This window comes from Pseudomonas sp. efr-133-TYG-103a (genome assembly GCF_030209235.1).
Lineage (GTDB): Bacteria > Pseudomonadota > Gammaproteobacteria > Pseudomonadales > Pseudomonadaceae > Aquipseudomonas.
On sequence record NZ_JARVSK010000033.1, the window covers coordinates 32,211 to 55,169 of the forward strand.

Here is a 22,959-nt window from a genome sequence, read left to right on the forward strand (position 1 = left end):
ATTCATTGGCCGTAAGATCTCGCGTTGATCAGCTTGGGCTTGACCCAAAGCCGGTACGCAATCACCAGCAACACGATCCAGACCGCCCCCACCACCAGTGCGGGCCGGGTGTCGGGGAAGTAACCCAGCACGCCGAAAACGAACAGCATGAAGACCGTGGCAACCAGCGGCGCGACGGGCCAGAACGGCACGGGAAACTTCAGCTGCGCCACTTCTTCTGCGCTCATCGAACGGCGCATGGCGATCTGCGTGACCAGAATCATCAGCCATACCCACACGGTCGCAAAGGTCGCGATCGAGGCGATCAGCAGGAAAACGTCTTCGGGAATCAAGTAGTTCAAGACCACGCCGCACAGCAGCGCAATCCCCATCACCACCACCGTCATCCACGGCACACCCTGTTCGGAAAGCTGGGCGAAACGGTGTGGCGCCTGCCCTTGGCGGGCCAGGCCATACATCATGCGCCCGGCGCCGAAGATGTCACTGTTGATGGCCGAGACCGCGGCAGAGATCACCACGATGTTGAGGATGATCGCGGCAGAGGATATGCCCAGATGGTCGAAGATCTGCACGAACGGGCTGCCTTGGCTGCCGATCTCCTGCCAGGGATAAAGCGACATCAGCACGAACAGTGTCAGCACGTAGAACAACAGGATGCGCAGCGGCACGGCGTTGATCGCACGCGGGATCACCCGTTCTGGATTGCGCGCCTCACCGGCTGCGACGCCGATGATCTCGATGCCGCCGAAGGCGAACATCACAACGGCCAGTGAAGCCACCAGACCGCCGACGCCGTTAGGCATGAAGCCGCCATGCACCCACAAGTTACTCACGCTGCTGATGCTTTCGCCCGACGCCGAACCAACGCCGAACAGCATGATGCCGAAGCCTGCGAGGATCATCGCAATGATCGCGCCGACCTTGAGCAATGACAGCCAGAACTCCATTTCGCCGAAGACTTTGACGCTGCACAGGTTCAGCGCGCCGATCAGGAACACGATGCCCAGCACCCAGATCCAGCGGGGGACATCAGGGAACCAGAAGCCCATGTAAATCCCGAATGCGGTGACGTCGGCGAGACAGACGATGATCATTTCGAAAGCGTAGGTCCAGCCCAGGACGAAGCCTGCCAGCGGACCCAGATAGGTCGTTGCGTATTGGCCGAATGAGCCGGACACCGGATTGCGCACGGCCATTTCGCCGAGGGCGCGCATGACCATATATACTGCGGCGCCCGCGATGATGTAGACCAGAAGGACCGCGGGACCCGCCAGTTTTATCGCCGACGCCGAGCCGTAAAATAGCCCCGTGCCAATCGCCGAACCCAGCGCCATGAAGCGAATGTGACGGGCACTGAGCCCGCGTTTCATATCTGTTGCGTTTTGCGATTTCATTTCACACTTTCCTAGTATTTCTTTGCTGTGAAACGACGGTGAGTACACATCCCTGCAGGAGCGAACTCGCTCGCGAAGAGGCCGGTACATCCGCAGGATAATCAGCGGCTGACAACCAGCATTCGCGAGCAAGCTCGCTCCCACAGAGGCCGGCGTTTTGCACGCAATCGCGAGCGAACCCCGGCACATTAATCGGTCTCCTCACCCTCATTCCAACGACAGGCCCTCCTGGCCTGTCACCGATCAGAAACTCGGCAGCAGATCAGCAGAAACCAGCTCGCTCAGGCAGTTCGAAGCCAGCAGCTCGGTGGCGGCTTCGATGTCCGGGGCGAAAAAACGGTCTTTCTCGTAAAACGGGACCTTCCCGCGCAGCGTCGTGCGGGCGATTTCCAGTTTCTCGGAGGTTTTCAGGCCATTGCGCAGGTCCAGGCCCTGACACGCAGCCAGCCATTCTACAGCCAGCACGCCTCGGGTGTTTTCTGCCATTTCCCACAGACGTTTGCCGGCCGCCGGCGCCATCGAGACGTGGTCTTCCTGGTTGGCCGATGTCGGCAGACTGTCGACGCTGTGAGGATGGGCCAGCGCCTTGTTCTCGCTGGCCAATGCAGCTGCAGTCACTTGAGCGATCATGAAGCCGGAGTTCACACCGCCGTTAGCGACCAGAAAAGGCGGCAGCTGGGACATGTGCTTGTCCATCATCAGCGAGATACGGCGCTCGCTCAGCGAGCCGATTTCGGCGATGGCCAGCGCGATGTTGTCGGCGGCCATGGCGACCGGTTCGGCGTGGAAATTACCGCCCGAAATCACCTCGGCCTCGGCAGCGAACACCAGCGGGTTGTCGGACACCGCGTTGGATTCGATCGCCAGCACTTCGGCGGCCTGACGCAGCTGAGTCAGGCAGGCACCCATGACTTGCGGCTGGCAACGCAGGGAGTAAGGGTCCTGAACCTTGTCGCAATCGCGGTGCGAATCGGACACCTGGCTGCTGTCGCCCAGCAGGTTGCGATAGGCCGCAGCCGCGTCGATCTGGCCGCGCTGGCCGCGTGCGGCGTGAATGCGGGCATCGAATGGCGAGCGCGAGCCGAGCACGGCTTCGACGGTCAGCGCGCCACAGCTCAGTGCGCCAGCGAACAGGTCTTCCGCTTCGAACAGACCGCGCAGGGCGTAAGCGGTCGACACCTGAGTGCCGTTGAGCAGCGCCAGACCTTCTTTGGCGGCAAGCGTCAGGGGCTCCAGACCGGCGACCGCCAGCGCTTCCTCTGCGTTGAGCCACTGGCCCTTGTAACGCGCCTTGCCCTCGCCGAGCAGCACCAGCGACATGTGCGCCAGTGGCGCCAGATCGCCGGAAGCACCCACCGAGCCCTTCAGTGGGATGTGCGGATAGACCTCGGCGTTGATCAGGGCGATCAGCGCATCGATCACCTGACGACGGATACCGGAGAACCCCCGGCTCAGGCTGTTGACCTTGAGCACCATGATCAGGCGCACCAGTTCGTCACTGATCGGCTGACCCACGCCAGCGGCATGAGACAGCACCAGCGAGCGCTGAAGGTTTTCCAGATCGGCGCTGGCGATGCGGGTCGAGGCCAGCAGGCCGAAACCGGTGTTGATGCCGTAGGCCGTGCGGTTTTCGGTCAGGATCTGCTCGACGCATGCCACGCTGGCGTCGATCTGCTCATCGGCACTGGCGTCCAGTGTAAGGGTGACAGGTTGCTGATAGATCGCGCGCAATTGCGCCAGGGTCAACTGGCCGGGGATCAGGTTCAGCGGGGTCGCCTTTTGGGTATCGGTCACGATGCTGCTACTCCTTCATTGATGTCTGTCGCCTCAGAACCGGCTCCTGCCTGTACCGCGCTTTTGGCGCTCGAGCTGCGACTGTTGCTGTTGTAATGGGGCGCTGCCGCATACTCGCGGCAGCGCTGGAATACGGTTTCCAGTGATTCTTCGTTTTTGAGCAGGGTCACGCTGCTGGCGATATCGGGCGCCAGCCAGCGGTCTTCGTCGTAGGCCGGGACGCGCTCGCGCAACAGGCGCCAGGCGACTTCGGTGCCCACGCCAAAGCGCGGGCCCTTGAAGAACTCGAACGCCTGAGCGGCCAGCAAATACTCGATGGCGAGAATCTGAGTGACGTTTTCCAGCACCTTGTGCAGTTTCAGCGCGGCGCTGGTGCCCATGCTCAGATGATCCTCCTGAAGCCCCGACGTGACGTAGTTGTCGATGACCGCCGGTTGCGCCAGTTGGCGGTTTTCAGCGCACAGCGACGCCGCGACGTACTGCACGATCATCATTCCGGAGTTCACGCCCGGCTGGCTGACCAGAAACGCGGGCAGGCCACTGACGGTGGGGTTGATCAGCCGGTCCAGGCGCCGTTCGGCGATGGAACCCAGCTCGGCCATGGCAATGGCCAGCAGATCGGCCGCCATCGCGACGGACTGGCCGTGCGGATTGGCTTGGGAGACTACGCGATAAGCCTGCGGCGTGCCCAACAACAGCGGGTTGTCGGTGGCCGAATTGAGCTCGACCTCGATCTGCCGCGTGGCATGGGCCAACTGGTCGCGTGTCGCACCGTGCACTTGCGGAATGGAGCGGATACTCAAGGCGTCCTGCGTGCGAATGCCCTGACTGTTGGCCAGCACCTCGCTGCCCGCGAGCAGCCCGCGCAGATTTCTGCCGACCTGCTGCATGCCGGGGTGCGGTTTGAGCGCGATGATGGTTTCATCGAAAGCATCGAGCTGGCCGCGCAGGCCCTCGAACGTCATGGCGCTGATCACGTCGGCCCACTGCATCAGGCGATTGACGTCAGCCACTGCCAGGCAACTGAGACCGGTCATGCACGGCGTACCGTTGACCAGACACAGGCCGTCCTTGGCGCCGAGTTCGACCGGCGACAGGCCTTCTTCACTGAGTGCCTGCAGCGCTGAAACCGTCTGGCCGCGATAGCTCACCTGACCCACGCCCAGCAGCGCGACGCCGATGTGCGCCATGTGCGTCAGATAGCCCACCGAGCCCTGCGAAGGCACCTGCGGGGTAATGCGATGATTGAGCAGCGCGAGCAGCGCTTGCACCACCTGACGATGAATCCCTGATTTGCCCTGGCTGTAATTGATGATCGCGGCGCAGGTGATGGCACGGGTCTGCTCGTCGGGCAGTGCAGGCCCCACGCCACAGGCATGACTGAGCAGCGTGTTGCGTGACAGGCGACTCAGTTGCTCGCGCTCCAGCGAGACGTTGCACAACGCGCCCAGACCGGTGTTGACGCCATAAGCGCGCTCACCGCTGGCAACGATGCTTTGCACGATTGCCTGCGCATTGTCGATGCGCGCCCAGGCGCTTTCGGACAATGCCAGCGTGGCACCGTGGCGGGCGACAGCGACGACGTCCTGCCACGTGACCGGTGCGTCGCCGATGATGACCTGTTCTGCTCGCGACATGACTGCAGCCGTCCTTAAATGGTCGCCACGCGCCGCTGGACGAAACGATCAACGTATTCGTCTGCTGGCGAGTAAAGGATTTCTTTGGGGGTTCCGACCTGTATCAACCGGCCGTCCTTGAGAATGGCGATGCGGTTGCCGATGCGTACGGCTTCGTCGAGGTCGTGGGTGATGAACACGATGGTTTTCTTGAGCGTCGATTGCAGCTCCAGCAACTGGTCCTGCATCTCTGCACGAATCAGCGGATCGAGCGCACTGAACGCCTCGTCCATGAGGATGATGTCGGTATCGGCTGCCAGCGCACGGGCCAGGCCGACACGCTGGCGCATGCCGCCAGAGAGCTGATGCGGGTACTTTTTCTCGTAGCCCTGCAAGCCCACGGTGGTAATCCAGTGCTGTGCGCGTTCGGCACATTGCGCCTTGCTCTCGCCACGTACAGCGAGTCCGTAAGCGACGTTATCCATCACGGTCTTGTGCGGCAGCAGGCCGAAACTCTGGAACACCATGCTGATCTTGTGCCGACGGAAGTTGCGCAGCGCTTCCATGTCGTAGGTGAGGATGTTCTCGCCGTCGACCAGGATCTCGCCGCTGGTCGGGTCGATCAGGCGATTGAAGTGCCGCACCAGGGTCGACTTTCCGGAACCCGAAAGTCCCATGATCACGAAGATCTCGCCGCTGCCGATGGACAGCGACAGATCATTAACGCCCACCACGCAGCCGGTCTGCGCCAGCACCTGATCCTTGCTGTGGTTCTGGCGAACCATGGCTAGCGCGTCTTTGGCGCGGCTGCCGAAGATTTTGTAGACGTTCTTGACGACGATTTTGTTTTGCTCAGCGCTCATTATTTGCTCGCCTCATGTCGTGGGCGGCCATAGGCCTGAGTGATGCGGTCAATGACCACCGCAAGGATCACGATGGCCAGACCCGCTTCCAGGCCGCGACCGACGTTGAGCGTCTGAATGCCCACCAGCACGTCTTCGCCCAGGCCTCGCGCGCCGATCATCGAAGCGATGACGACCATCGACAGGGCCATCATCGTGGTCTGGTTGATCCCGGCCATGATGCTTGGCAGGGCCAGCGGCAGTTGCACCCCGAACAGTTGCTGCCAGCGATTGGCGCCGAAGGCGTTGATCGCTTCCATCACCTCGCCGTCGACCTGACGAATACCCAGATCGGTCAGGCGAATCAGCGGCGGGGCGGCGTAGATGACCGTGGCGAAAATTGCCGGCACCTTGCCCAGCCCGAACAGCATGAGTACCGGGATCAGGTACACGAAACTCGGCATCGTCTGCATGATGTCCAGCAGCGGCATCAGCACCGAACGCAGACGATTGCTGCGTGCCGAGAGAATGCCCAGCGGCACGCCGATGAGCACCGATATGAACGTGGCGACCAGCATCAGCGCCAGGGTCTGCATCAGCTTGTCCCACAGCCCGACGGCGCCCACCAGGAACAGCAGACCGATGATGATCGCCGTCGTGGTGATTTTGCGCGTAGCGTGCCAGGCGATGAGGCCGACGATGGCCAGCAACACCCACCACGGCGCGATGCGCAGCAGGCCTTCGAGTTTGACGATGGCCCACAACAGCGTGTCGGAGATGTGCCGGAACACATCGCCGTAGTTGGTGACCAGCTTGTCGACCCAGTCATTGACCCAGTCGGCGATGGAGAACGTGAAGCTTTCGGGGAACATAAGCGTGTCTCGATCTATGAAGTGTTCGCTCAACGTCTGTAGGAGCGCGGCTTGTCCAGCGATCGGCGGTGTAACCGTCGTAATACCTGCCATTGCACTCTGCCTGACAGGTCGCGTTTACAGATTTACTGCCGCTTCGCGCCAGTTCGCGGGACAAGCCACGCTCCTACAGGCAGCGCTGCCCGTCAGAGTGACGCATCAACCTTCTTGGCAGCATCTTCGCTGACCCACTGATGCCACACTTCAGGATGTTCCTTGAGGAAGATCTTCGCCAGCTTCGGCGACTCGATGCGGTCCTTGGTCATGCGCGCCAGATTCTGGTTGAGCAGGTCGATCGGGATATTTACCTTTTCCATCACGGCGACCAGTTCAGGGGCCTGATCGTGAAAGGCTTTGGACAGGCCCACCTTGATGTCGATGGTCTTGTTGACGCCGGCTTTCTCTTCCAGGCGCACCAGGTCCACCTGACCCATCAGCGGTGTCGGCGACCAGTAGTAAGCCAGGATTGGCTCGCCACGCTTGTAGCTGGACAGAATCGCAGCGTCGAGCGCCGGGCCGGTGCCTGGGCGGAAGTTGGTGTATTTGCTTTCCAGCCCGTAGCTTTTCAGCATCTCGCTGTTTTCCAGCTCGCACGTCCAGCCTGCCGGGCAATTGTAGAAGCGACCTTTTTCAGGCTCTTCGGCGTCCTTGAACAGCGCTGCGTATTTGCCCAGATCAGCGATGGATTTCAGGTCCGGAGCCTTGGCCTCCAGTTTGCGTTTGGCATCGCCTTCAATCACGTAGCGCGGCACGTACCAGCCTTCCACGGCGCCTTTGACCGGTGCGCCCACGCCGACGACTTTGCCAGCGGCCTCGGCCTTGTTCCAGACCTCGCTGCGGCCCACCCATTCTTCGGAAAAAATCTGGATGTCGTTGGTGCTCAGAGCGTTCTCCATGGTGATGGAGTTGCCAGGCAAGCTGTCCACTTCACAGCCATACCCTTTGTTCAGCACGACTTGCAGCACGTCTGTCAGCAGCATTGCGCTTTCCCAGTTCAAGCCGGCGAATTTCACCGGCTTGCCGGACTCGCACCATCCCGCCGCCTGACTCGCGCCGCTGGCAAGCACACCCACTGTCAGCAACGTGGATAGCAGGGCCTTTTTGGTTTTCATTGTGAGACGCTCCTGGTCTTGAGTTGGATTACGGCAGTAAGCAAGTGGCATCCAGCCGATGGGAAGGACACTTGGTGGTCCCGTTCCGCTTCACTCCAGCTTAAACAGACGTGCATCAGCGGCGGTCAGTTCATCGCCGTTCCAGCAGGTACAACGTGAGGCCGTGCGTTGGGCGCGTCCTGCTCTGAGGGCAGGATCAAGCGATCCGCAATCCTGCCGGGCCATTTCTTCGCTGCCACGTAATACAGCGCAGCCGGCACCACCAGGCCGATGATCCATGAGATATCGGTGTCATCCAGGCTGGCCACCAAAGGTCCAGTGTAGAAATGCGTGGAGATGAATGGCATCTGGATCAGCACACCGACGACGTAAATGCTGATCCCGATCCAGTTCCAGCGGCCATAGCGGCCGTCAGGGTCTGACAGGGCAGGGATGTCGTAACGCTCTTTGGTGATGCAGTAGAAGTCCACCAGATTGATCGCGCTCCAGGGCGTGAAGAACGCCAGCAGGAACAGGATGAATGCGGAGAAGTCCTTGAGGAACGAGTCCTTACCGGCCAGGGCCAGCGCAGTGGCGACGCCGACCATTGCGAAAATGTAGGTCAGGCGCAGTGCGCTGGAGATGTGACGGTTGCCGCGAAAGCCGCTGACGATGGTCGCCATCGACATGAAGCTGCCGTAGGCATTGAGCGTGGTGACGGTGACTTTGCCGAAGGCGATGCTGAAATACAGCGCCGCGGCAACTGCACCTGTGCCACCCAGGCTGACGATGAACTGCACTTCGTGGTGAGCGAACTGTTTGCCTGCCAGCGCTGCCGCAAACACGCCGAACACCATCGACACCTGCGCGCCGATCACTGCGCCCAGGCCAACGGCCCAGAACGTCTTGCTGGCCGACGTGCTGCGCGGCAGGTAGCGCGAGTAGTCCGCGACATACGGACCAAACGCGATTTGCCACGACGCCGAAAGGGAGATGGCGAGCAGAAAGCTGCTCAGCGAAAAGTGCTTGTTGCCCAGCAACGCGCCAACATCGTTGCCAGCCAGCAGCGCGCCGAACAAGTAGACGAAGGCGATCACGCCAATGAGGCTGGCAACCCGGCCGATCATGTGAATGACCCGGTAGCCGAAGATGGTCAGGACCACGATGGCCGCCGCGAAAATCACGATGCCTTGCCAGTCGGGAACCTGAATCAGTTGAGCGACCGCCTGCCCGGCAAGCAACGAGCCGCTGGCCGAGAAGCCGATGTACATCAGGCACACCAGCACCAACGGGATCACGGCGCCGTAGACGCCAAATTGCACGCGGCTGGAGATCATCTGCGGCAGGCCGAGCTTCGGACCTTGTGCGGCATGCAGCGCCATGACCGCACCGCCGAGCAACTGACCGACGAACAGCCCGATCAGCGACCAGAACACATCACCGCCGAGCACCACTGCCAGGGCGCCGGTGACGATCGCAGTGATCTGCAGGTTGGCGCCCAGCCAGAGTGTGAACTGGCTGAACAGACGGCCATGCCTTTCCGCGTCAGGGATGTAATCGATCGAACGCTTTTCGATCACGGAAGAATGTGCAACACGATCATCTGAAACAGCCATCTCGAAACTTCCCCTAAAGCGTGTGTTGGTTCACGCCGCGGCCCCGTGTAGGAGCGCGCTTGCCCGCGATAGCGTCGTGTCAGTCATCATCGATGTTGAGTGTGCTGACGTCTTCGCGGGCAAGCGCGCTCCTACAGGTTCTGCGTTGTTCTCTCTGTTACTTGACCATCGGCAGGTTCAGGCCCTGCTCTTTGGCGCAATCGATCGCGATCTGGTAGCCCGCATCGGCGTGGCGCATCACGCCGGTTGCCGGGTCGTTGTGCAGCACGCGGGCGATGCGCTCGGCAGCCTCGTCGCTGCCATCACAGACGATGACCATGCCCGAGTGCTGCGAGAAGCCCATGCCGACGCCGCCGCCATGGTGCAACGACACCCAGGTCGCGCCGCTCGCGGTGTTGAGCAAGGCATTGAGCAGAGGCCAGTCGGACACGGCGTCGGAGCCGTCGCGCATGGATTCAGTCTCGCGGTTCGGACTTGCCACGGAGCCTGAGTCCAGATGGTCACGACCGATCACGACCGGTGCCGAAAGCTCGCCACGGCGAACCATTTCGTTGAATGCCAGCCCCAGCTTGGCGCGCTGCCCCAGGCCGACCCAGCAGATACGTGCCGGCAGACCCTGGAAACTGATGCGCTCGCGGGCCATGTCCAGCCAGTTGTGCAGGTGCGCGTCGTCCGGGATGAGCTCCTTGACCTTTGCGTCTGTCTTGTAGATGTCTTCCGGGTTGCCCGACAGCGCTGCCCAGCGGAACGGGCCGATGCCACGGCAGAACAGAGGACGGATGTAGGCGGGTACGAAGCCTGGGAAGTCGAACGCGTTGCTGACGCCTTCCTCTTTGGCCATCTGACGGATGTTGTTGCCGTAGTCGAAGGTCGGAATGCCTTGTTTCTGGAACGCCAGCATCGCTTCGACATGCTCGGCCATCGATTGCTTGGCGGCTTTGACCACTGCGGCAGGCTCGGTGACAGCGCGATCGCGGTACTGCTCCCAGGTCCAGCCTTTTGGCAGGTAACCGTTGAGCGGGTCGTGGGCGCTGGTCTGGTCGGTGACCATGTCCGGACGCACGCCACGCTTCACGAGTTCCGGCAGTACTTCAGCGGCGTTGCCCAGCAGTGCGATCGAGATCGCCTTGCCTTCGGCGGTGTACTTGGCGATGCGCGCCAGAGCATCGTCCAGGTCGTTGGCCTGTTCGTCGACATAACGGCTTTTCAGGCGGAAATCGATGCGGCTCTGCTGGCACTCGATGTTCAGCGAGCACGCGCCGGCCAGTGTCGCGGCCAGCGGCTGTGCACCGCCCATGCCGCCCAGACCGGCGGTCAGCACCCAGCGTCCCTTGAGGTTGCCGTCGTAATGCTGGCGACCGGCTTCGACGAAGGTTTCGTAGGTGCCCTGGACGATGCCCTGGCTGCCGATGTAGATCCAGCTGCCAGCGGTCATCTGGCCGTACATGGCCAGGCCTTTGGCGTCCAGTTCGTTGAAGTGTTCCCAGCTTGCCCAGTGCGGCACCAGGTTGGAGTTGGCGATCAGCACGCGTGGGGCGTTGCTGTGGGTCTTGAAAACGCCGACGGGTTTGCCCGATTGCACCAGCAGGGTTTCATCGTCGTTCAGTTGGGTGAGGCTCTCGACGATCTTGTCGTAGCACTCCCAGTTACGCGCCGCGCGCCCGATACCGCCGTAAACCACCAGCTCGTTGGGGTTTTCGGCGACTTCCGGATCCAGGTTGTTCATCAACATCCGCAACGGCGCTTCGGTCAGCCAGCTCTTGGCGGTCAGTTGCGTGCCACGTGCCGCGCGGATTTCCACGTCGCGGCGTCTGGTCCATTGCTGAGCGGGGGTTTTGTTGTCAGTAGTCACGTAACAATCCTCGATGATCAATCCGGCCCAGGCACTGGGCTGACGGTGCCTGTGTCGAACAGGCGGAATATGGGTTTAGCAGATCAAGCGCCGCAGTCGATGAATCTCGACAGAGGGCGGCAAATACTCATGCGTACTCATATTTACTTGTACATACAAGCATATGCAACCGAAGGGCCAACTTTTCAGACGCGTTGAAAAAACGCCGCAAAGCCGCAACGTGTCGGGCTCTAGAGAGGCGGGCAGAAAATCGGGCGGGAAGGACTGGCGTTACGCGAACGCCTGATTTGTTACTTTTGGGTGCGCACGCCCCAAGCCGGTGCGTCGGGTAACAGGCGCTGAGTCGATCAGCGCCCTGCGAAGCATCAGCGCGCTGATGAGCGGCCAGCGACGCTGCGCAGCAGCATTACGCCGGCCAGCGCAGACAGAATCGAGCCCATGAGCACGCCGACTTTCACTTCGTCGATCAGATGGGGCGCGCCGGGGAATGCCAGATTGCCGATGAACAGGCTCATCGTGAAGCCGATGCCGCACAGCAAGGCGACACCGTAAAGCTGTGGCCAGTTGCTGCCTTCGGGCAGAGCGGCGAGGCCTGAGCGGATGGCCAGCGTCGCGGCCAGGAATACGCCGATCTGCTTGCCAACGAACAGGCCCAGCGCGACGCCGAGCGGCACCGGATCCAGCAGGTTACCGGGCGTGATGCCGGACAGTGACACGCCCGCGTTGGCGAAGCCGAAAATCGGGACGACGGCGAAGGCCACCCAGTAGTGCATCTTTTCTTCGAGAAACAGCAGCGGCGAGCGAGCTTCCTCCTCTCGCGTGCCCAGCGGAATGCATAACGCCAGTGCGACGCCTGCCAGTGTTGCGTGGACGCCGGACTGCAGCACGAAAAACCACAGCAGCAGGCCGAGCAGCAGATAGGGCAGCAATCGCTGGACGCCCATGCGGTTCATGATCACCAGTACGGCCAGCGTCACGAACGAGGCGCCCAGCATCGGCATGTTCAGGCCTGTGCTGTAAAACAGCGCGATGATCGTCACCGCGCCGAGGTCGTCGAGGATCGCCAGAGCAGCAAGAAACACTTTCAGCGAGGTCGGAACGCGCTTACCCAGCAGCGAAAGCACACCTAATGCGAATGCAATATCGGTGGCGGCCGGAATCGCCCAGCCACTCAGTGTTTCAGCGTTGCCCATGTTGATGGCGATATAAATCAGCGCCGGCACCAGCATGCCGCCCGCCGCCGCAAAGCCGGGGAGGGCGCGCTGGCCCCAACTGGCCAGACCGCCCGCCAGCACTTCGCGCTTGATCTCCAGGCCCACCATCAGGAAGAAAATTGCCATCAAACCATCGTTGATCCACAGCTCTACCGACAGTCCAGCCCAGACGCTGTGCAGCGATGCGAAATAGAGAGACGCGATCGGTGAGTTGGCAACGATGATCGCCGCCAGCGCCGCGACCATCAGAACGATGCCGCCAGCAGATTCCGAAGCCAGAAAGCCGGTGAGGATAGCCAGCGCTCTAGGGCTTTCTTTCTGAGGGTTGAGCTGGGTCATCGGCGTCCTTGTTCGGGTTGAAAAGAGCGCAAATTAGCACAGGTGGTATGACGCAGTGCAGGCTCGCTGTTGCCGGTGGCGTGAGAGCGTGACAAGCGTGTTCCTGCAATTCGGCACTCAGATCGCGGTCAGCTCGATCACACAGACCCGGCTTGCACGCGGCGCATAGAGCACCACTTCCAGTAGCGAGCCTTCGGCGTTGTCCAGTTGCAGACAGTCGTGTCGCTCCAGCAGTTGCGGAGGGTGATCGCCCACGTTAGCCGCCATCTGTTCGGCCGTGCTGAACACCAGAAACGCGTTGGCCGAACTGAAAAACCGTTGCGGCTGCAGCACGTCGATCCATTGCAGGCGCGCGCGATAACGCGTCGGCTCGTAGATCAGATTGAAATCGCGAATCGGACCGTCGAGCAGCGTGCAGTTCACATTGCTGTCGCCGCTGAACGCGAACGGGTCCGAGGGCAGCAGCGGCTCGCTGTCCTTGCCATCGATGTTCAGGATCATGCCTGCGCCTTGCAGCACCGTGATGATCCGCAGATACCCGGCGAACAGTGAAAAACCGCCCGATTCGCCGATGTCCGCAATCGACAGGCGCCAGCCAAAGCCGTCGAGGCCTTGGCCGGCGTCGCGGGTGATCTCTTCAGTGCTGCCGCCACCGTTTTTCCAGGGCATGCGTGGATAATCGGCGGAGCGGAGAACGGTCAATCGGGTCATTTGCTGAAGCGTCCTTCGAGACGATGACGGGAGCCGGGGTGGATCAGGCGTGCGGCGGTGACCGGCTGTCGGCCAGACCAGGTCCGGCGGCGCACCAAAAGGCATGGCTCACCGGTCTCGATCTGCAACAGTTTGCATTCGTCGGGCTCGGCCAGTATCGCTTCCACCACGTGCTCGCCTTCAGTCAGCGGCGCGACCTGGTTGAGGTAAGCGTAAGGCGTCTGTCTGGTGAAATCCTGACGCAGGTATTCGGGGGCGACGAGCGCGTTGACGAAGCGGTCTTCGATTTGCACGGGAATATCGTTTTCGAAATGCACGATCAGCGAATGGAAAACCCGCTGTCCTTCACGCATGTCCAGCGCCAGCGCGCGTTCGGAGCCCGCGGCTTCCTCGCACAGAATGATCACCTGGCAGGTATGGACGTGGCCCCGGGCGGCGATTTCATCGGCGATATTGTGGACTTCGAACAGGGCGGACTGTGTCTTGGGTTCTGCGACGAAGGTACCGACGCCTTGCATGCGCACCAGCAGCCCTTCGGCGGTCATTTCACGCAGGGCGCGGTTGATGGTCATGCGGCTGAAGCCCAACTGGGTCACCAGCTCGCTCTCGGAGGGCACGCGATGATGCGGCGGCCAGCTGCCGTTCTGAATTTGCTGGGTGATCATTTGCTTGACCCGAGCGTAAAGCGGCGCCGGACTGTCACCCATCTGGGCGGCCAGCGGAGAGTTGGCAGGCGGAGTCGGCACAGAGAAAATCCTTGTTATGGCGTAATGAGACGAAAAGAAGATATGACCAACAGCGTCCACGCTAACCATTAACGCGTGTGCCGACAAGCTTGCCGCAGTTTACCGGGCAGGCAAACGTCTGTATATGTATAGACAATTTCACGCGAGGGGTGCGAAACCATGTCCGTTTTCTTTGCCGAACGCGCGTTGTTGCCCACAGGCTGGGCCAATAACGTACGTCTTGAAGTCAGCGCCGACGGGCTGTTGACGAGCGTTCAGGCGGATGCCGATCGTCAGGGCGCCGAACTGCTCAGCGGGCCGGTGGTGCCGGGCATGCCCAATCTGCATTCACACGCATTCCAGCGCGCCATGGCGGGTCTGGCGGAAGTAGCGGGCAACCCCAATGACAGCTTCTGGACCTGGCGCGATCTGATGTACCGGCTTGTCGGCCAGATCAGTCCGGAGCAACTGGGCGTCATCGCCCGCCAGCTGTACATCGAAATGCTTAAAGGCGGTTTCACCTCGGTCGCCGAATTTCATTACGTGCATCAGGACGCCGATGGCAAGCCCTACGCCAATCCCGCCGAACTCGCACTGCAGGTCAGTCAGGCAGCCCGTTCAGTGGGGATCGGCATGACGCTGCTTCCCGTGCTTTACAGCCACTCAGGTTTTGGCGGGCTGGCGCCCAACGAGGGCCAGCGCCGGTTTATCAACAGCACGCAACGCTACCTGGACCTGCACAATCAGCTGCGGACGATCATCAACGAGCAGCCCGCGCAGGCGCTGGGCCTGTGTTTTCACTCGCTGCGGGCGGTGACGCCCCGGCAGATCAGCGAGGTCATGTCGGCCAGTGATAAGCACTGTCCGGTGCACATTCATGTTGCCGAGCAGCAGAAGGAAGTGGACGACTGCCTGAGCTGGAGCGGCCGCCGTCCGTTGCAGTGGTTGTTCGAGAACGTCGACGTCGATTCGCGTTGGTGCCTGGTCCATGCCACGCATGCGCAAGCCGACGAAGTGACCTCGATGGCCCGAAGCGGCGCCGTCGCGGGGCTGTGCCTGACCACAGAAGCAAACCTGGGTGACGGGATTTTTCCGGCAGTGGATTACATCGCTCAGGGCGGACGCTGGGGCGTCGGCTCCGACAGCCATGTGTCGCTGAGCGTGGTCGAGGAACTGCGCTGGCTCGAATACGGCCAGCGTCTGCGTGATCAGCGTCGTAATCGCCTGCACCGGGCAGACCAGCCGATGGTCGGCCGCACGTTGTACGACGCTGCGTTGTCAGGCGGCGCTCAGGCCATGGGCCAACCGATCGGCGCGCTGGAAGTCGGCAAGCGTGCAGACTGGCTGGTGCTCGATGGTAACGATCCGTACCTGTCGACGGCTTCGGGGGATGCGATTCTCAATCGGTGGCTGTTCGCAGGCAGCGACCGGCAGATTCGTGAGGTGATGGTCAACGGGCGCTGGGTGATCCGCGACGGGCGACACGCTGACGAAGAGCACAGCAGCCGGGCGTTTGCGCAGGTGCTGCGAGAATTGCTGGGCTAAACCCCAGGCGTGCGGGGATGAATAGCCTGCAGAACTGAACTTGCCCGCGATTGCGGCTGGTCGGCATCACATTGCCGGATATGCCACGAGCGCGGGCAGTTCGCTCCTGTCTGGAAGCGGCGCTATTGCGCTGACTTCCCAATCTGCGAGTCGTCGACTCTCCAGATCAGCTTGGTCGTGTCGTAGCCCTGCTGTTGCGCCTTGATCAGCAGGTCGTTGCGCACGCTCTCGGAGACGTGGGCGGTACGCGACAGCAGCCAGAGGTATTTGCGATTCGGGTTGCCGACCAGCGCCAGCTTGTAGTCGTCGCTGACGTACAGCACCCAATAGTTGCCTTTCGCAAGGCCGGGCAGCAGTCGCGAGAACCAGTTATCGAACACCACCCACAGCTTGTCGGTCTTGCCCTGAACCTGAGGCGAGGCCGTACCGGTCGCTTCTTCCCACTTGCCTTCCTGGGTGCGGCAACGGTTGGTGACCGCGATATTGCCGTCATCCTTCAGGGCGTAATGCGCCTCCGATTGCGCGCAGTTGCGCTGGAAAAACATCGGCAGTCGTGCCAATTCATACCACGTGCCCTGATAGCGCTTGAGGTCGACGTGATCGACAGTTCTGGGTGCCATGGATTCACCTTCCGGGGTTACTGAGCAGGCCGACAGCCACACTGCCGCGGCCATCATTGCGGCCAGTTTCATCACGCGACGAGTATTCATTCCAGGCCCTGACCCGTATGCAAAACGACTTTATCGGCAGCGTACTGAACGCTGATGAATGTCTTCTGATCACCCCATGTGCAGCTGGACATGCCCAAGGCACCTGAGCATTCGGTCGGCTTGCCCAGCAGCTGCTCGATCTCGGCCTTGGACATGCCGGCTTTGATTCTCGAGTAGTTTTCCTGGTTGATCTTGCTGCACGCCGCAAGCAGCACGCAGAACGACAATAACGCTAGAGAGCGCAAAGACATGGAATGAAGCTCCTGAATCGAGAGGGGGCGACGGCACGGTGAGGGGCTGGCCCGGGTCACTGGCGCGATGCCGAAAGCTTAGAAGAGAAAACCGCAGGTCTGGTTCCGTGGAGGCAGAAGTTCCATTCAGGGCGGCTTCACGATTCCTGCCTATTTGCCGGAACAAGGCGGCAGACGGGCTTAAAACCGCGACCCACGCTCCTTCAGGAATTCTACTTCCTCAGGCGTCGATTCTCGGCCGAGCACGGCGTTGCGGTGGGGGAATCTGGCGAACCGCTCGATGACCACGCGATGCTTTTTGGCGTAGTTCAGCGTGCTGGTGAAGTATTCGCGATCCGTGGCAGGCAGCAGATCGAGCAGGGCGGTGAAGCGGCGAATCGCTTCATGCTGGGCGGCAAGGTCCTCAGTGTGTTCGAGCACCAGATAGATGAACGTGCGTTGCAGTGGCGTCAGGGCCAGATCGCGATGAAGCTTCAAGCCGTGGGCGACGAGCGCCTGAGCGCGGGTGTCTCCGGCATACGCTTCGGGTGTGTCGCGGAAGATCATGCGCGGCAGCTGATCGAGCAACAGCACCAGCGCCAACCAGCCTTGGGGCGTGGCCGTCCATTCGGAAAGCCCGCCTTTGAGCGCGAGGTCCACCAGACCGCCGAAGCGATTCAACGCGTCGGCGTCCTGGGATTTCTTCTTGCCGAACCAGAGCCTGTTCTTCTCCCTCGCGGCCTCTGCTGGCGATTCAGCGGAGCCGAACCACCAATCCAGCAGCGGCAGCCAGGGCGCGCTCATGATCCGTTATTCCTTGTGATACGACGTAGCGCGTTCCACTTCTTCTTTCGAGCCCAGGAACACAGCCACGCGTTGGTGCAGGCCTTCAGGCTGAATGTCGAGAATACGCTGATGACCGTCAGTGGAAGCGCCGCCCGCCTGTTCAACCAGGAACGACATCGGGTTGGCCTCGTACATCAGGCGCAGTTTGCCTGGCTTGGAAGGCTCACGCGCATCGCGCGGGTACATGAACAGGCCGCCACGGGTCAGGATGCGGTGCACGTCGGCAACCATCGCGGCCACCCAGCGCATGTTGTAGTTCTTCTTCAGAGGGCCTTCTTCGCCCGCCAGCAGCTCTTCCACATAGCGCTTGACCGGGGCTTCCCAGTGACGCTGGTTAGACATGTTGATCGCGAATTCCTGAGTGGATTCCGGGATGCGGATGTCTTCATGGCTGAGCACGAAACTGCCCATTTCGCGGTCCAGGGTGAAGCCTTTGACGCCGTCGCCCAGGGTCAGAACCAGCATGGTCTGTGGGCCGTAGATGGCATAACCGGCGGCAACCTGTTGAGTGCCTGGCTGCAGGAAGGCCTTTTCGTTCAGCGCTTCGTTCTGGCTCAGGTACTCGTTAGGGCAACGCAGCACCGAGAAGATGGTGCCGACCGGGGCGTTGATGTCGATGTTGGACGAACCGTCCAGTGGGTCGAACACCAGCAGGTAAGCGCCTTTCGGGTATTTGCCCGGGATCTGGTAAGCGTTGTCCATTTCCTCGGAAGCCATGCCTGCCAGGTGACCGCCCCATTCGTTGGCTTCCAGCAGGATTTCGTTGGACATCACGTCCAGTTTCTTCTGCACCTCACCTTGCACGTTCTCGGTACCCATGCTGCCAAGCACGCCGCCCAGCGCGCCTTTGGATACCGCGTGGCTGATTTCCTTGCACGCACGCGCCACCACTTCGATAAGGAAGCGCAGATCGGCAGGAGTGTTGTTGCTGCGGGTCTGCTCAATCAGATAGCGACTCAGGGTAGTGCGGGACATGGAGAGCTCCGAAGATGGGAATAAAAAAACGCGCACAGTTTAGCGCGAGTGGGGAGTTAATACTGCCTGTCAGACCGGCTTCGTAGTGATTGAGTTCACGAACTACATGAGCGTAGACGTTCACTGGTTACAAGTTCGTGTGCATCCGGCGCGATTTCCCCCTGCGGGATCGGTTCAGCGCTGGCACCGACGCGATATTTATTTGCTGCGTGAAGTGCGCAGCGTGCTCAACGCCATCCACCCCAGAAACACGACGCCCAGTACCAGCACGCTCCACAGACCGATGCGTTTCCAGTCGGGCCCGCTGGCTGCCGGCAGCACGGGCGTCATGGCAGGCGCGGGCGCTACGGCCAGCGAGGCTTTACCGAATGACGCGGCTTTTTCGGGCGTCACACCCGGCACCAGCGTGGTCAGCGGCAGGCTGGCGCCCTCGATCTTGTCGTTGCCGATGGCCAGGCTGTAGGGCGGTGCGCCGCGCGCCAGAAACACCAGTTGCGTGGCCCGCACGGCAAAGCTCAGCTTCGGCGCATCCTTGCCCAGACCACCACCTCGGTCGTCGACTTCGAGTTTCAACTGCTGAACGACATTGCCCGGCAATTCCATTTCATCCTGCACGGCATCCTGGCCATTCTGAGTCAGGCGATACAGCAGGCCGCTGTCGATCATCTGCCAGGGCGCATTGCTGTCGCGACGTGCGTAAAGCGTTGCAGGGGCCAGGCTGTTGGGCTGAGCGATGTCGACCTTCATGCGCTCCAACGGCAACGCCACAGGCAGCTGCCACACGTATACGCCCGGTTTCTCCACGCGGCCATTGATGGTCGGCGACCAGCTCAGTGGCAGCACGCCGGGGCGGGTACTGACCAACTGCGCCGAGGTCAGTGTGGGCGCCGATTGCGGCGTGCTCCACAGCAGCCGCAAGTACCGCGCGGTTCGCCCGGGCAACGTCACGATGCGCTGTTCGACCAGTTCGTCGGCGAAAGAAAGCCGCGCCACCTGACCTTCTCCCCAGCGTTGCCAGTGTTGCAGGTCGTTGCTGGCTTCGATGCTGAAACGCTGAAACCCTTCGCGCTCGGTGCTCCAGTCCAGGATCAGTTGATCAAGGGGCGCGTTGATGGCGCTGGTGTCCAGCAACCAGCCGCGCAGCACTTCTTCGCCGGCCTCGATTTCGCCTTGGGGCTGAACCTCGACCAGCGTGCCCTCCGGCGTGCGTTCGACGCGAATTCGGGGTTCGGCGTCCTTGGCATCGTCGCTGTTGTAGAGCGCGAACCACTTCACTGCGACCGGCGTTTCATCCGCCGCGCGCTGCGGCTGTCCGAGGGTGATCGCATAAGGCTGGGCCTGGCCGTCGGCATTGAACACGCGCACATCGTTCAGATTGCCCTGACGCGCATTGAGCTGCAGCCCGAGCGGCAGTTCGAGGCTGTACCACGGCCCTTCTCCGCTGAGGGTCAGCGGTGTGTGACTGGCGAAATCATCCGGCAAATCCTCCGCCTGAGTCAGCAATGCTGCGCACAGCAGAGAGCCGAACATGGCGGCCTTGAAGATGCACTGACGGCTCAACGGGTGACTCCTTACGCGCTTCATTCCGGTGCCGAATCGGTAGGCGCAGCATCGATTGATGACTGACTTCGTGTAGGGTTTTTCGGCGGCAATGGTGCGAAATATCCCACTACAAGCAACAGAATGCCAACGCCGATAAACGAAACGATGCGCTCCAGTCCGCCGCGATTGCTCAGCTCGACGAAGAACAGTTTGGCCACGACCACGCCGATCAGCGCGGCGCCGACGATCCACATGTCACGGCGTGCACGCAGGTGGCCGCCGATCATGAGTGCCAGCGCCATCAGCGTCCACACGATGGAAAGACCGGCCTGCACACGCATGGATTCAAGCAGTGCATCGGTCTGCCAGGCGATGCCAGCCCAGTGATGCGCCGTTCTCATGACCATCGCTGTCATCAGCGCGAACAGGGACGTGCCGGCGATCAGCAGAGCGGCTTTGTGCGCGTGATCGACGCTGACGCCCAATGGCGGCAACTGCTTGCGAACCCAGCTGAAAACGCCCGCCAGCGTGATCAGCAGGCCAAGCTCCAGCGGGCTGATCAGTGGGATGTACGGCAGGGGATCGGCATTGCCGTCGCTGAAGCCGTTCGCCAGCCAGAACCAGGCCAGCATCAGCGCCGCCAGCGGTGCGGCGGCCCACACGCCGTATTCTTTTGTGTACGTATCAATCGGCCACGGCCAGCTGCGTGGCGCCGTCATTGCCAGCAGATACAGGCTCGGCAGTAGCGCCCAGCCCAGCCATCGCCACGCATTGTAGGCCTCGGACATCACGAGCAGACCGTACCTCAACTCCAGCGACAGCACGCCGATGATCAGCCAGCAGCCGAGTATGTGAGACGCACTGCGCAGGCGTGAGTCGAGCATGCCGTCGAGGCGCTTGAGGGTCAGCAGGTGAGCGGTGAATACTGCAAGCCAGCTCAACCAGCCGAAGTCGGCGGCCGGGTTGTAGTAAGGGTTGAAAATCATCAGGCCCAGTAAAACTGCGCTCGCCGGTGTCAGCAGGCAGCACAGTTGCGCCAGCCCGGACCATTTCAGGCGCAAGGCGAGCACGGCCCACAGCGCGACGCTGAGCGCGCCCAGCAGCAGAAGGGTCGGGACTTCGCGTGGTCCCGATACGTAATGGGTACTGACGCACAGGGCGATGGACCACCACAACGCGCCCCAGATCAGCAACGAGGGTTGCAACACCCGTTCGCTGAACGCCAGACGCAGCGTGCCGATGCGTTCGACAGTGAAAGCGCTGATCAGGCCGGCGATCGAGATGATCGAAGGCGTCCAGAAATCCCCATGATTGAAGCTTGGCGAGTACCAGCGTCCAACAATGCCCAGAAAGGCAAAGCCTGCGCCCAGCTGCAGCAGCAAGCCGAAGAACCGCGCAAGCAACCGGTTCTGACGCATGCCCAGCCAGAACACGGCGGCCCCTTCGACGGCCCACGCCACGGTGGTCCATTGCGCGCTGAGTCCGAGCGGGACGGCCAGCGTCGCGAAGACCACGCCCAATGCCAGGCAGGTCTCGACCAGCAATAGCGTCCGGCCTGACGCACGCCCGGCGAGGAACCGGGCGATACCCATATAGAGAACGCCCAACACCAGCGCGCTGAATGCAGCGCCGAATTCAACGTGCTGAATGAGTGCGTATTGCAGGCCGAATCCAGCGATGGGCGTCCCGAACAGCAGGGTTCCATCCACGTAATGACTCTGTCTTGCGGACCAGCGCAGCAACGCTTCACGACTGTCGTCCTCGGGGCCAATCGCGTGTTCCTGCAACTTGCGCCGGGCGAACAACAGCCCGATCGCCAAATACATCAGGAAGAACAGGATGAGAAACGGTTCGGTGCTCCAGAACAGCGCTGGCGTGTAGGCGTTCAGGCCCCAGGCGAAGCCGATGCCGAATGTGCCGATGAAGCCGATCAGGTTCAGCGTGCGCCAGGCCTTGAACCACGCGATGGCAAAAATGCCGCCGTTGAGGAGCGCGAAATAGCTGAACAGCGCCACATGGCTGCCGTCGCCGGAGGAGGTGAGCAACGGCGCTGCGAAACCGCCCAGTGCCGCGACGCAGGCAAGCGCCAGAGCGTTCTGGGTGAGCGCCAGAACGGCTGAGAAAACCGTTACGGCCACCAGCAGACCGAACGCCATGCCGGGCGCCAGCAGCGTATGGACCTTCATCGCCGCGAAGACCGTCAGGTACAGCACGGCGACCCCGGTGCCCTGCAGCATCAGGGCGAAGGAGGCGTTGCGTTGGCGCAGCCACCAGCCCAGTCCGAGCAAGGCCAATGCAGCAGCCGCGACACCGGCGTATCGGGCCTCGATCGGTACGACCATGCCTTCGGTGGCGTAACGCAGCAGAAACGCGAGGCCGAGAAACAACAGAACCACACCCACTCGCAACACCGTGTTGCCGCCGAGAAGCCAGTCTTTGGCGCGAAGGACTGCGCGATCGAACAGGTTCGGCTGAGCGGGTGAATGACTGACGGAGGCGGCGCGGTGGGTGGGGTCTGGCGAGGGACGCCATTGGGCAGAGGTTGCGGGTTCCGGCTCGGCGGGCTCGAGGTCCGGTAGATCCCATATCAACTCTGGACCGGCATCCGAAATGGGCTCGATGTCCAGCGGGGTGGCTGTGGGAGCGTCCGGCATTTGCACCGCCGCCGAATCCAGCTGGCCGAGGCGCTGTTGAATGGCCTGTAGATCCAGTCGCGTTTGCGCCAGCTCGGTTTTTTGGCGGGCAGCTTCTTGGGTGAGGGTCGACAGGCGGAGGCTCAAACCCACCGACAGCCCGATCGCCGCGCCGACAACCCCGCCAATCAGTGATTCATCGAGCAACGCCCCGATGACCAGGCCAGCCAACAAAAGAATCCATTGCACGCGACGACATCCCTTCTCGGCCGGTGACCGGCGATGGCGAGGAGTATATCGGGCGTAGGGGAAGAGGAAACAATTTGTGTCGGGTGCTGAGGACCCGATCACTGTAGGAGCGCGCTTGCCCGCG

18 protein-coding genes are annotated in these 22,959 nt (G+C 61.6%); 1 reads left to right on the forward strand and 17 read right to left on the reverse strand.

The genetic code is table 11. From position 1 onward, the window contains the following. Window positions 1-2: 2 nt before the first annotated feature. The 11 genes from QRN36_RS23835 to hutC all read right to left on the reverse strand — a co-directional run bounded on the left by QRN36_RS23835 (window position 3) and on the right by hutC (window position 14,087). The gene (locus QRN36_RS23835) at window positions 3-1,394 is read right to left on the reverse strand and encodes an amino acid permease (protein WP_285426293.1); all 1,392 of its coding nucleotides are present in this window, start codon (window positions 1,392-1,394) and stop codon (window positions 3-5) included. Between the two features lie 243 nt (window positions 1,395-1,637). Continuing rightward, the gene (gene hutH / locus QRN36_RS23840; RefSeq protein WP_373568792.1) at window positions 1,638-3,188 is read right to left on the reverse strand and encodes a histidine ammonia-lyase; all 1,551 of its coding nucleotides are present in this window, start codon (window positions 3,186-3,188) and stop codon (window positions 1,638-1,640) included. Next, window positions 3,185-4,825 carry a histidine ammonia-lyase gene (gene hutH / locus QRN36_RS23845; protein ID WP_285426294.1) on the reverse strand — a complete coding sequence of 547 codons (1,641 nt, stop codon included), beginning with the start codon at window positions 4,823-4,825 and terminating at the stop codon, window positions 3,185-3,187. Before hutH (QRN36_RS23845) ends, hutH (QRN36_RS23840) begins: the two co-directional genes overlap by 4 nt. A 14-nt stretch (window positions 4,826-4,839) precedes the next feature. After that, window positions 4,840-5,667 carry a glycine betaine/L-proline ABC transporter ATP-binding protein gene (locus QRN36_RS23850; RefSeq protein ID WP_306470564.1) on the reverse strand — a complete coding sequence of 276 codons (828 nt, stop codon included), beginning with the start codon at window positions 5,665-5,667 and terminating at the stop codon, window positions 4,840-4,842. After that, window positions 5,667-6,518: a proline/glycine betaine ABC transporter permease gene (locus QRN36_RS23855; protein ID WP_285426295.1), complete on the reverse strand. Its 852-nt coding sequence runs from the start codon at window positions 6,516-6,518 to the stop codon at window positions 5,667-5,669. The genes QRN36_RS23850 and QRN36_RS23855 overlap by 1 nt, the downstream gene beginning before the upstream one ends. A gap of 185 nt (window positions 6,519-6,703) precedes the next feature. Then, window positions 6,704-7,669 (reverse strand): ABC transporter substrate-binding protein, encoded by a 966-nt coding sequence (locus tag QRN36_RS23860; protein WP_285426296.1) that lies wholly within the window; start codon window positions 7,667-7,669, stop codon window positions 6,704-6,706. Window positions 7,670-7,794: 125 nt separating this feature from the next. After that, window positions 7,795-9,264, reverse strand: a complete 1,470-nt coding sequence (locus QRN36_RS23865) for a cytosine permease (RefSeq protein WP_285426297.1) — start codon at window positions 9,262-9,264, stop codon at window positions 7,795-7,797. Between the two features lie 157 nt (window positions 9,265-9,421). Further along, window positions 9,422-11,116: a urocanate hydratase gene (gene hutU / locus QRN36_RS23870; protein ID WP_285426298.1), complete on the reverse strand. Its 1,695-nt coding sequence runs from the start codon at window positions 11,114-11,116 to the stop codon at window positions 9,422-9,424. A gap of 365 nt (window positions 11,117-11,481) precedes the next feature. Then, window positions 11,482-12,669: a Na+/H+ antiporter NhaA gene (nhaA, locus tag QRN36_RS23875; RefSeq protein WP_285426299.1), complete on the reverse strand. Its 1,188-nt coding sequence runs from the start codon at window positions 12,667-12,669 to the stop codon at window positions 11,482-11,484. Window positions 12,670-12,786: 117 nt separating this feature from the next. Continuing rightward, a complete protein-coding gene (locus QRN36_RS23880; protein ID WP_285426300.1) occupies window positions 12,787-13,380 on the reverse strand; it encodes a HutD family protein in 594 nt (197 codons plus the stop codon). Continuing rightward, window positions 13,377-14,087, reverse strand: coding sequence for a histidine utilization repressor (gene hutC / locus QRN36_RS23885; RefSeq protein ID WP_177182164.1), 711 nt, complete (start codon window positions 14,085-14,087; stop codon window positions 13,377-13,379). Before hutC ends, QRN36_RS23880 begins: the two co-directional genes overlap by 4 nt. 198 nt (window positions 14,088-14,285) lie before the next feature. Here hutC and QRN36_RS23890 point away from each other — a divergent pair, with 198 nt between their 5' ends. Next, window positions 14,286-15,650 carry a formimidoylglutamate deiminase gene (locus QRN36_RS23890; protein ID WP_285426301.1) on the forward strand — a complete coding sequence of 455 codons (1,365 nt, stop codon included), beginning with the start codon at window positions 14,286-14,288 and terminating at the stop codon, window positions 15,648-15,650. A gap of 122 nt (window positions 15,651-15,772) precedes the next feature. Here QRN36_RS23890 and QRN36_RS23895 read toward each other — a convergent pair whose 3' ends face one another. The 6 genes from QRN36_RS23895 to QRN36_RS23920 form a co-directional block, all read right to left on the reverse strand. After that, complete coding sequence (locus QRN36_RS23895; protein WP_373568794.1) at window positions 15,773-16,324, reverse strand: lipocalin family protein; 552 nt, start codon at window positions 16,322-16,324, stop codon at window positions 15,773-15,775. Between the two features lie 32 nt (window positions 16,325-16,356). Next, window positions 16,357-16,611 carry a hypothetical protein gene (locus QRN36_RS23900; protein WP_285426302.1) on the reverse strand — a complete coding sequence of 85 codons (255 nt, stop codon included), beginning with the start codon at window positions 16,609-16,611 and terminating at the stop codon, window positions 16,357-16,359. A 180-nt stretch (window positions 16,612-16,791) separates the two neighbouring features. Continuing rightward, window positions 16,792-17,394: a DUF924 family protein gene (locus QRN36_RS23905; protein ID WP_285426303.1), complete on the reverse strand. Its 603-nt coding sequence runs from the start codon at window positions 17,392-17,394 to the stop codon at window positions 16,792-16,794. 6 nt (window positions 17,395-17,400) lie between these two features. Next, window positions 17,401-18,411, reverse strand: coding sequence for a class 1 fructose-bisphosphatase (locus tag QRN36_RS23910; protein WP_093465452.1), 1,011 nt, complete (start codon window positions 18,409-18,411; stop codon window positions 17,401-17,403). 198 nt (window positions 18,412-18,609) lie between these two features. Then, on the reverse strand, window positions 18,610-19,995 hold the full coding sequence (locus QRN36_RS23915) for a DUF3999 domain-containing protein (RefSeq protein ID WP_373568793.1): 1,386 nt from the start codon (window positions 19,993-19,995) through the stop codon (window positions 18,610-18,612). Continuing rightward, entirely contained in the window at window positions 19,992-22,835 is a 2,844-nt protein-coding gene (locus tag QRN36_RS23920; protein ID WP_285426304.1) for a DUF2339 domain-containing protein, read from the reverse strand. The genes QRN36_RS23915 and QRN36_RS23920 overlap by 4 nt, the downstream gene beginning before the upstream one ends. Window positions 22,836-22,959: the final 124 nt, after the last annotated feature.

What these genes read in the sequence shown, in the direction of transcription:
- QRN36_RS23855 (WP_285426295.1), bottom strand. Translation starts at nt 6,518, where the DNA reads ATGTTCCCCGAAAGCTTCACGTTCTCCATCGCCGACTGGGTCAATGAC.
- nhaA (WP_285426299.1), bottom strand. Translation starts at nt 12,669, where the DNA reads ATGACCCAGCTCAACCCTCAGAAAGAAAGCCCTAGAGCGCTGGCTATC.
- QRN36_RS23915 (WP_373568793.1), bottom strand. Translation starts at nt 19,995, where the DNA reads ATGAAGCGCGTAAGGAGTCACCCGTTGAGCCGTCAGTGCATCTTCAAG.
- QRN36_RS23905 (WP_285426303.1), bottom strand. Translation starts at nt 17,394, where the DNA reads ATGAGCGCGCCCTGGCTGCCGCTGCTGGATTGGTGGTTCGGCTCCGCT.
- QRN36_RS23895 (WP_373568794.1), bottom strand. Translation starts at nt 16,324, where the DNA reads ATGGCCGCGGCAGTGTGGCTGTCGGCCTGCTCAGTAACCCCGGAAGGT.
- QRN36_RS23890 (WP_285426301.1), top strand. Translation starts at nt 14,286, where the DNA reads ATGTCCGTTTTCTTTGCCGAACGCGCGTTGTTGCCCACAGGCTGGGCC.
- QRN36_RS23900 (WP_285426302.1), bottom strand. Translation starts at nt 16,611, where the DNA reads ATGTCTTTGCGCTCTCTAGCGTTATTGTCGTTCTGCGTGCTGCTTGCG.
- QRN36_RS23865 (WP_285426297.1), bottom strand. Translation starts at nt 9,264, where the DNA reads ATGGCTGTTTCAGATGATCGTGTTGCACATTCTTCCGTGATCGAAAAG.
- hutH (WP_285426294.1), bottom strand. Translation starts at nt 4,825, where the DNA reads ATGTCGCGAGCAGAACAGGTCATCATCGGCGACGCACCGGTCACGTGG.
- QRN36_RS23860 (WP_285426296.1), bottom strand. Translation starts at nt 7,669, where the DNA reads ATGAAAACCAAAAAGGCCCTGCTATCCACGTTGCTGACAGTGGGTGTG.
- hutC (WP_177182164.1), bottom strand. Translation starts at nt 14,087, where the DNA reads ATGGGTGACAGTCCGGCGCCGCTTTACGCTCGGGTCAAGCAAATGATC.
- QRN36_RS23835 (WP_285426293.1), bottom strand. Translation starts at nt 1,394, where the DNA reads ATGAAATCGCAAAACGCAACAGATATGAAACGCGGGCTCAGTGCCCGT.
- QRN36_RS23880 (WP_285426300.1), bottom strand. Translation starts at nt 13,380, where the DNA reads ATGACCCGATTGACCGTTCTCCGCTCCGCCGATTATCCACGCATGCCC.
- QRN36_RS23850 (WP_306470564.1), bottom strand. Translation starts at nt 5,667, where the DNA reads ATGAGCGCTGAGCAAAACAAAATCGTCGTCAAGAACGTCTACAAAATC.
- QRN36_RS23910 (WP_093465452.1), bottom strand. Translation starts at nt 18,411, where the DNA reads ATGTCCCGCACTACCCTGAGTCGCTATCTGATTGAGCAGACCCGCAGC.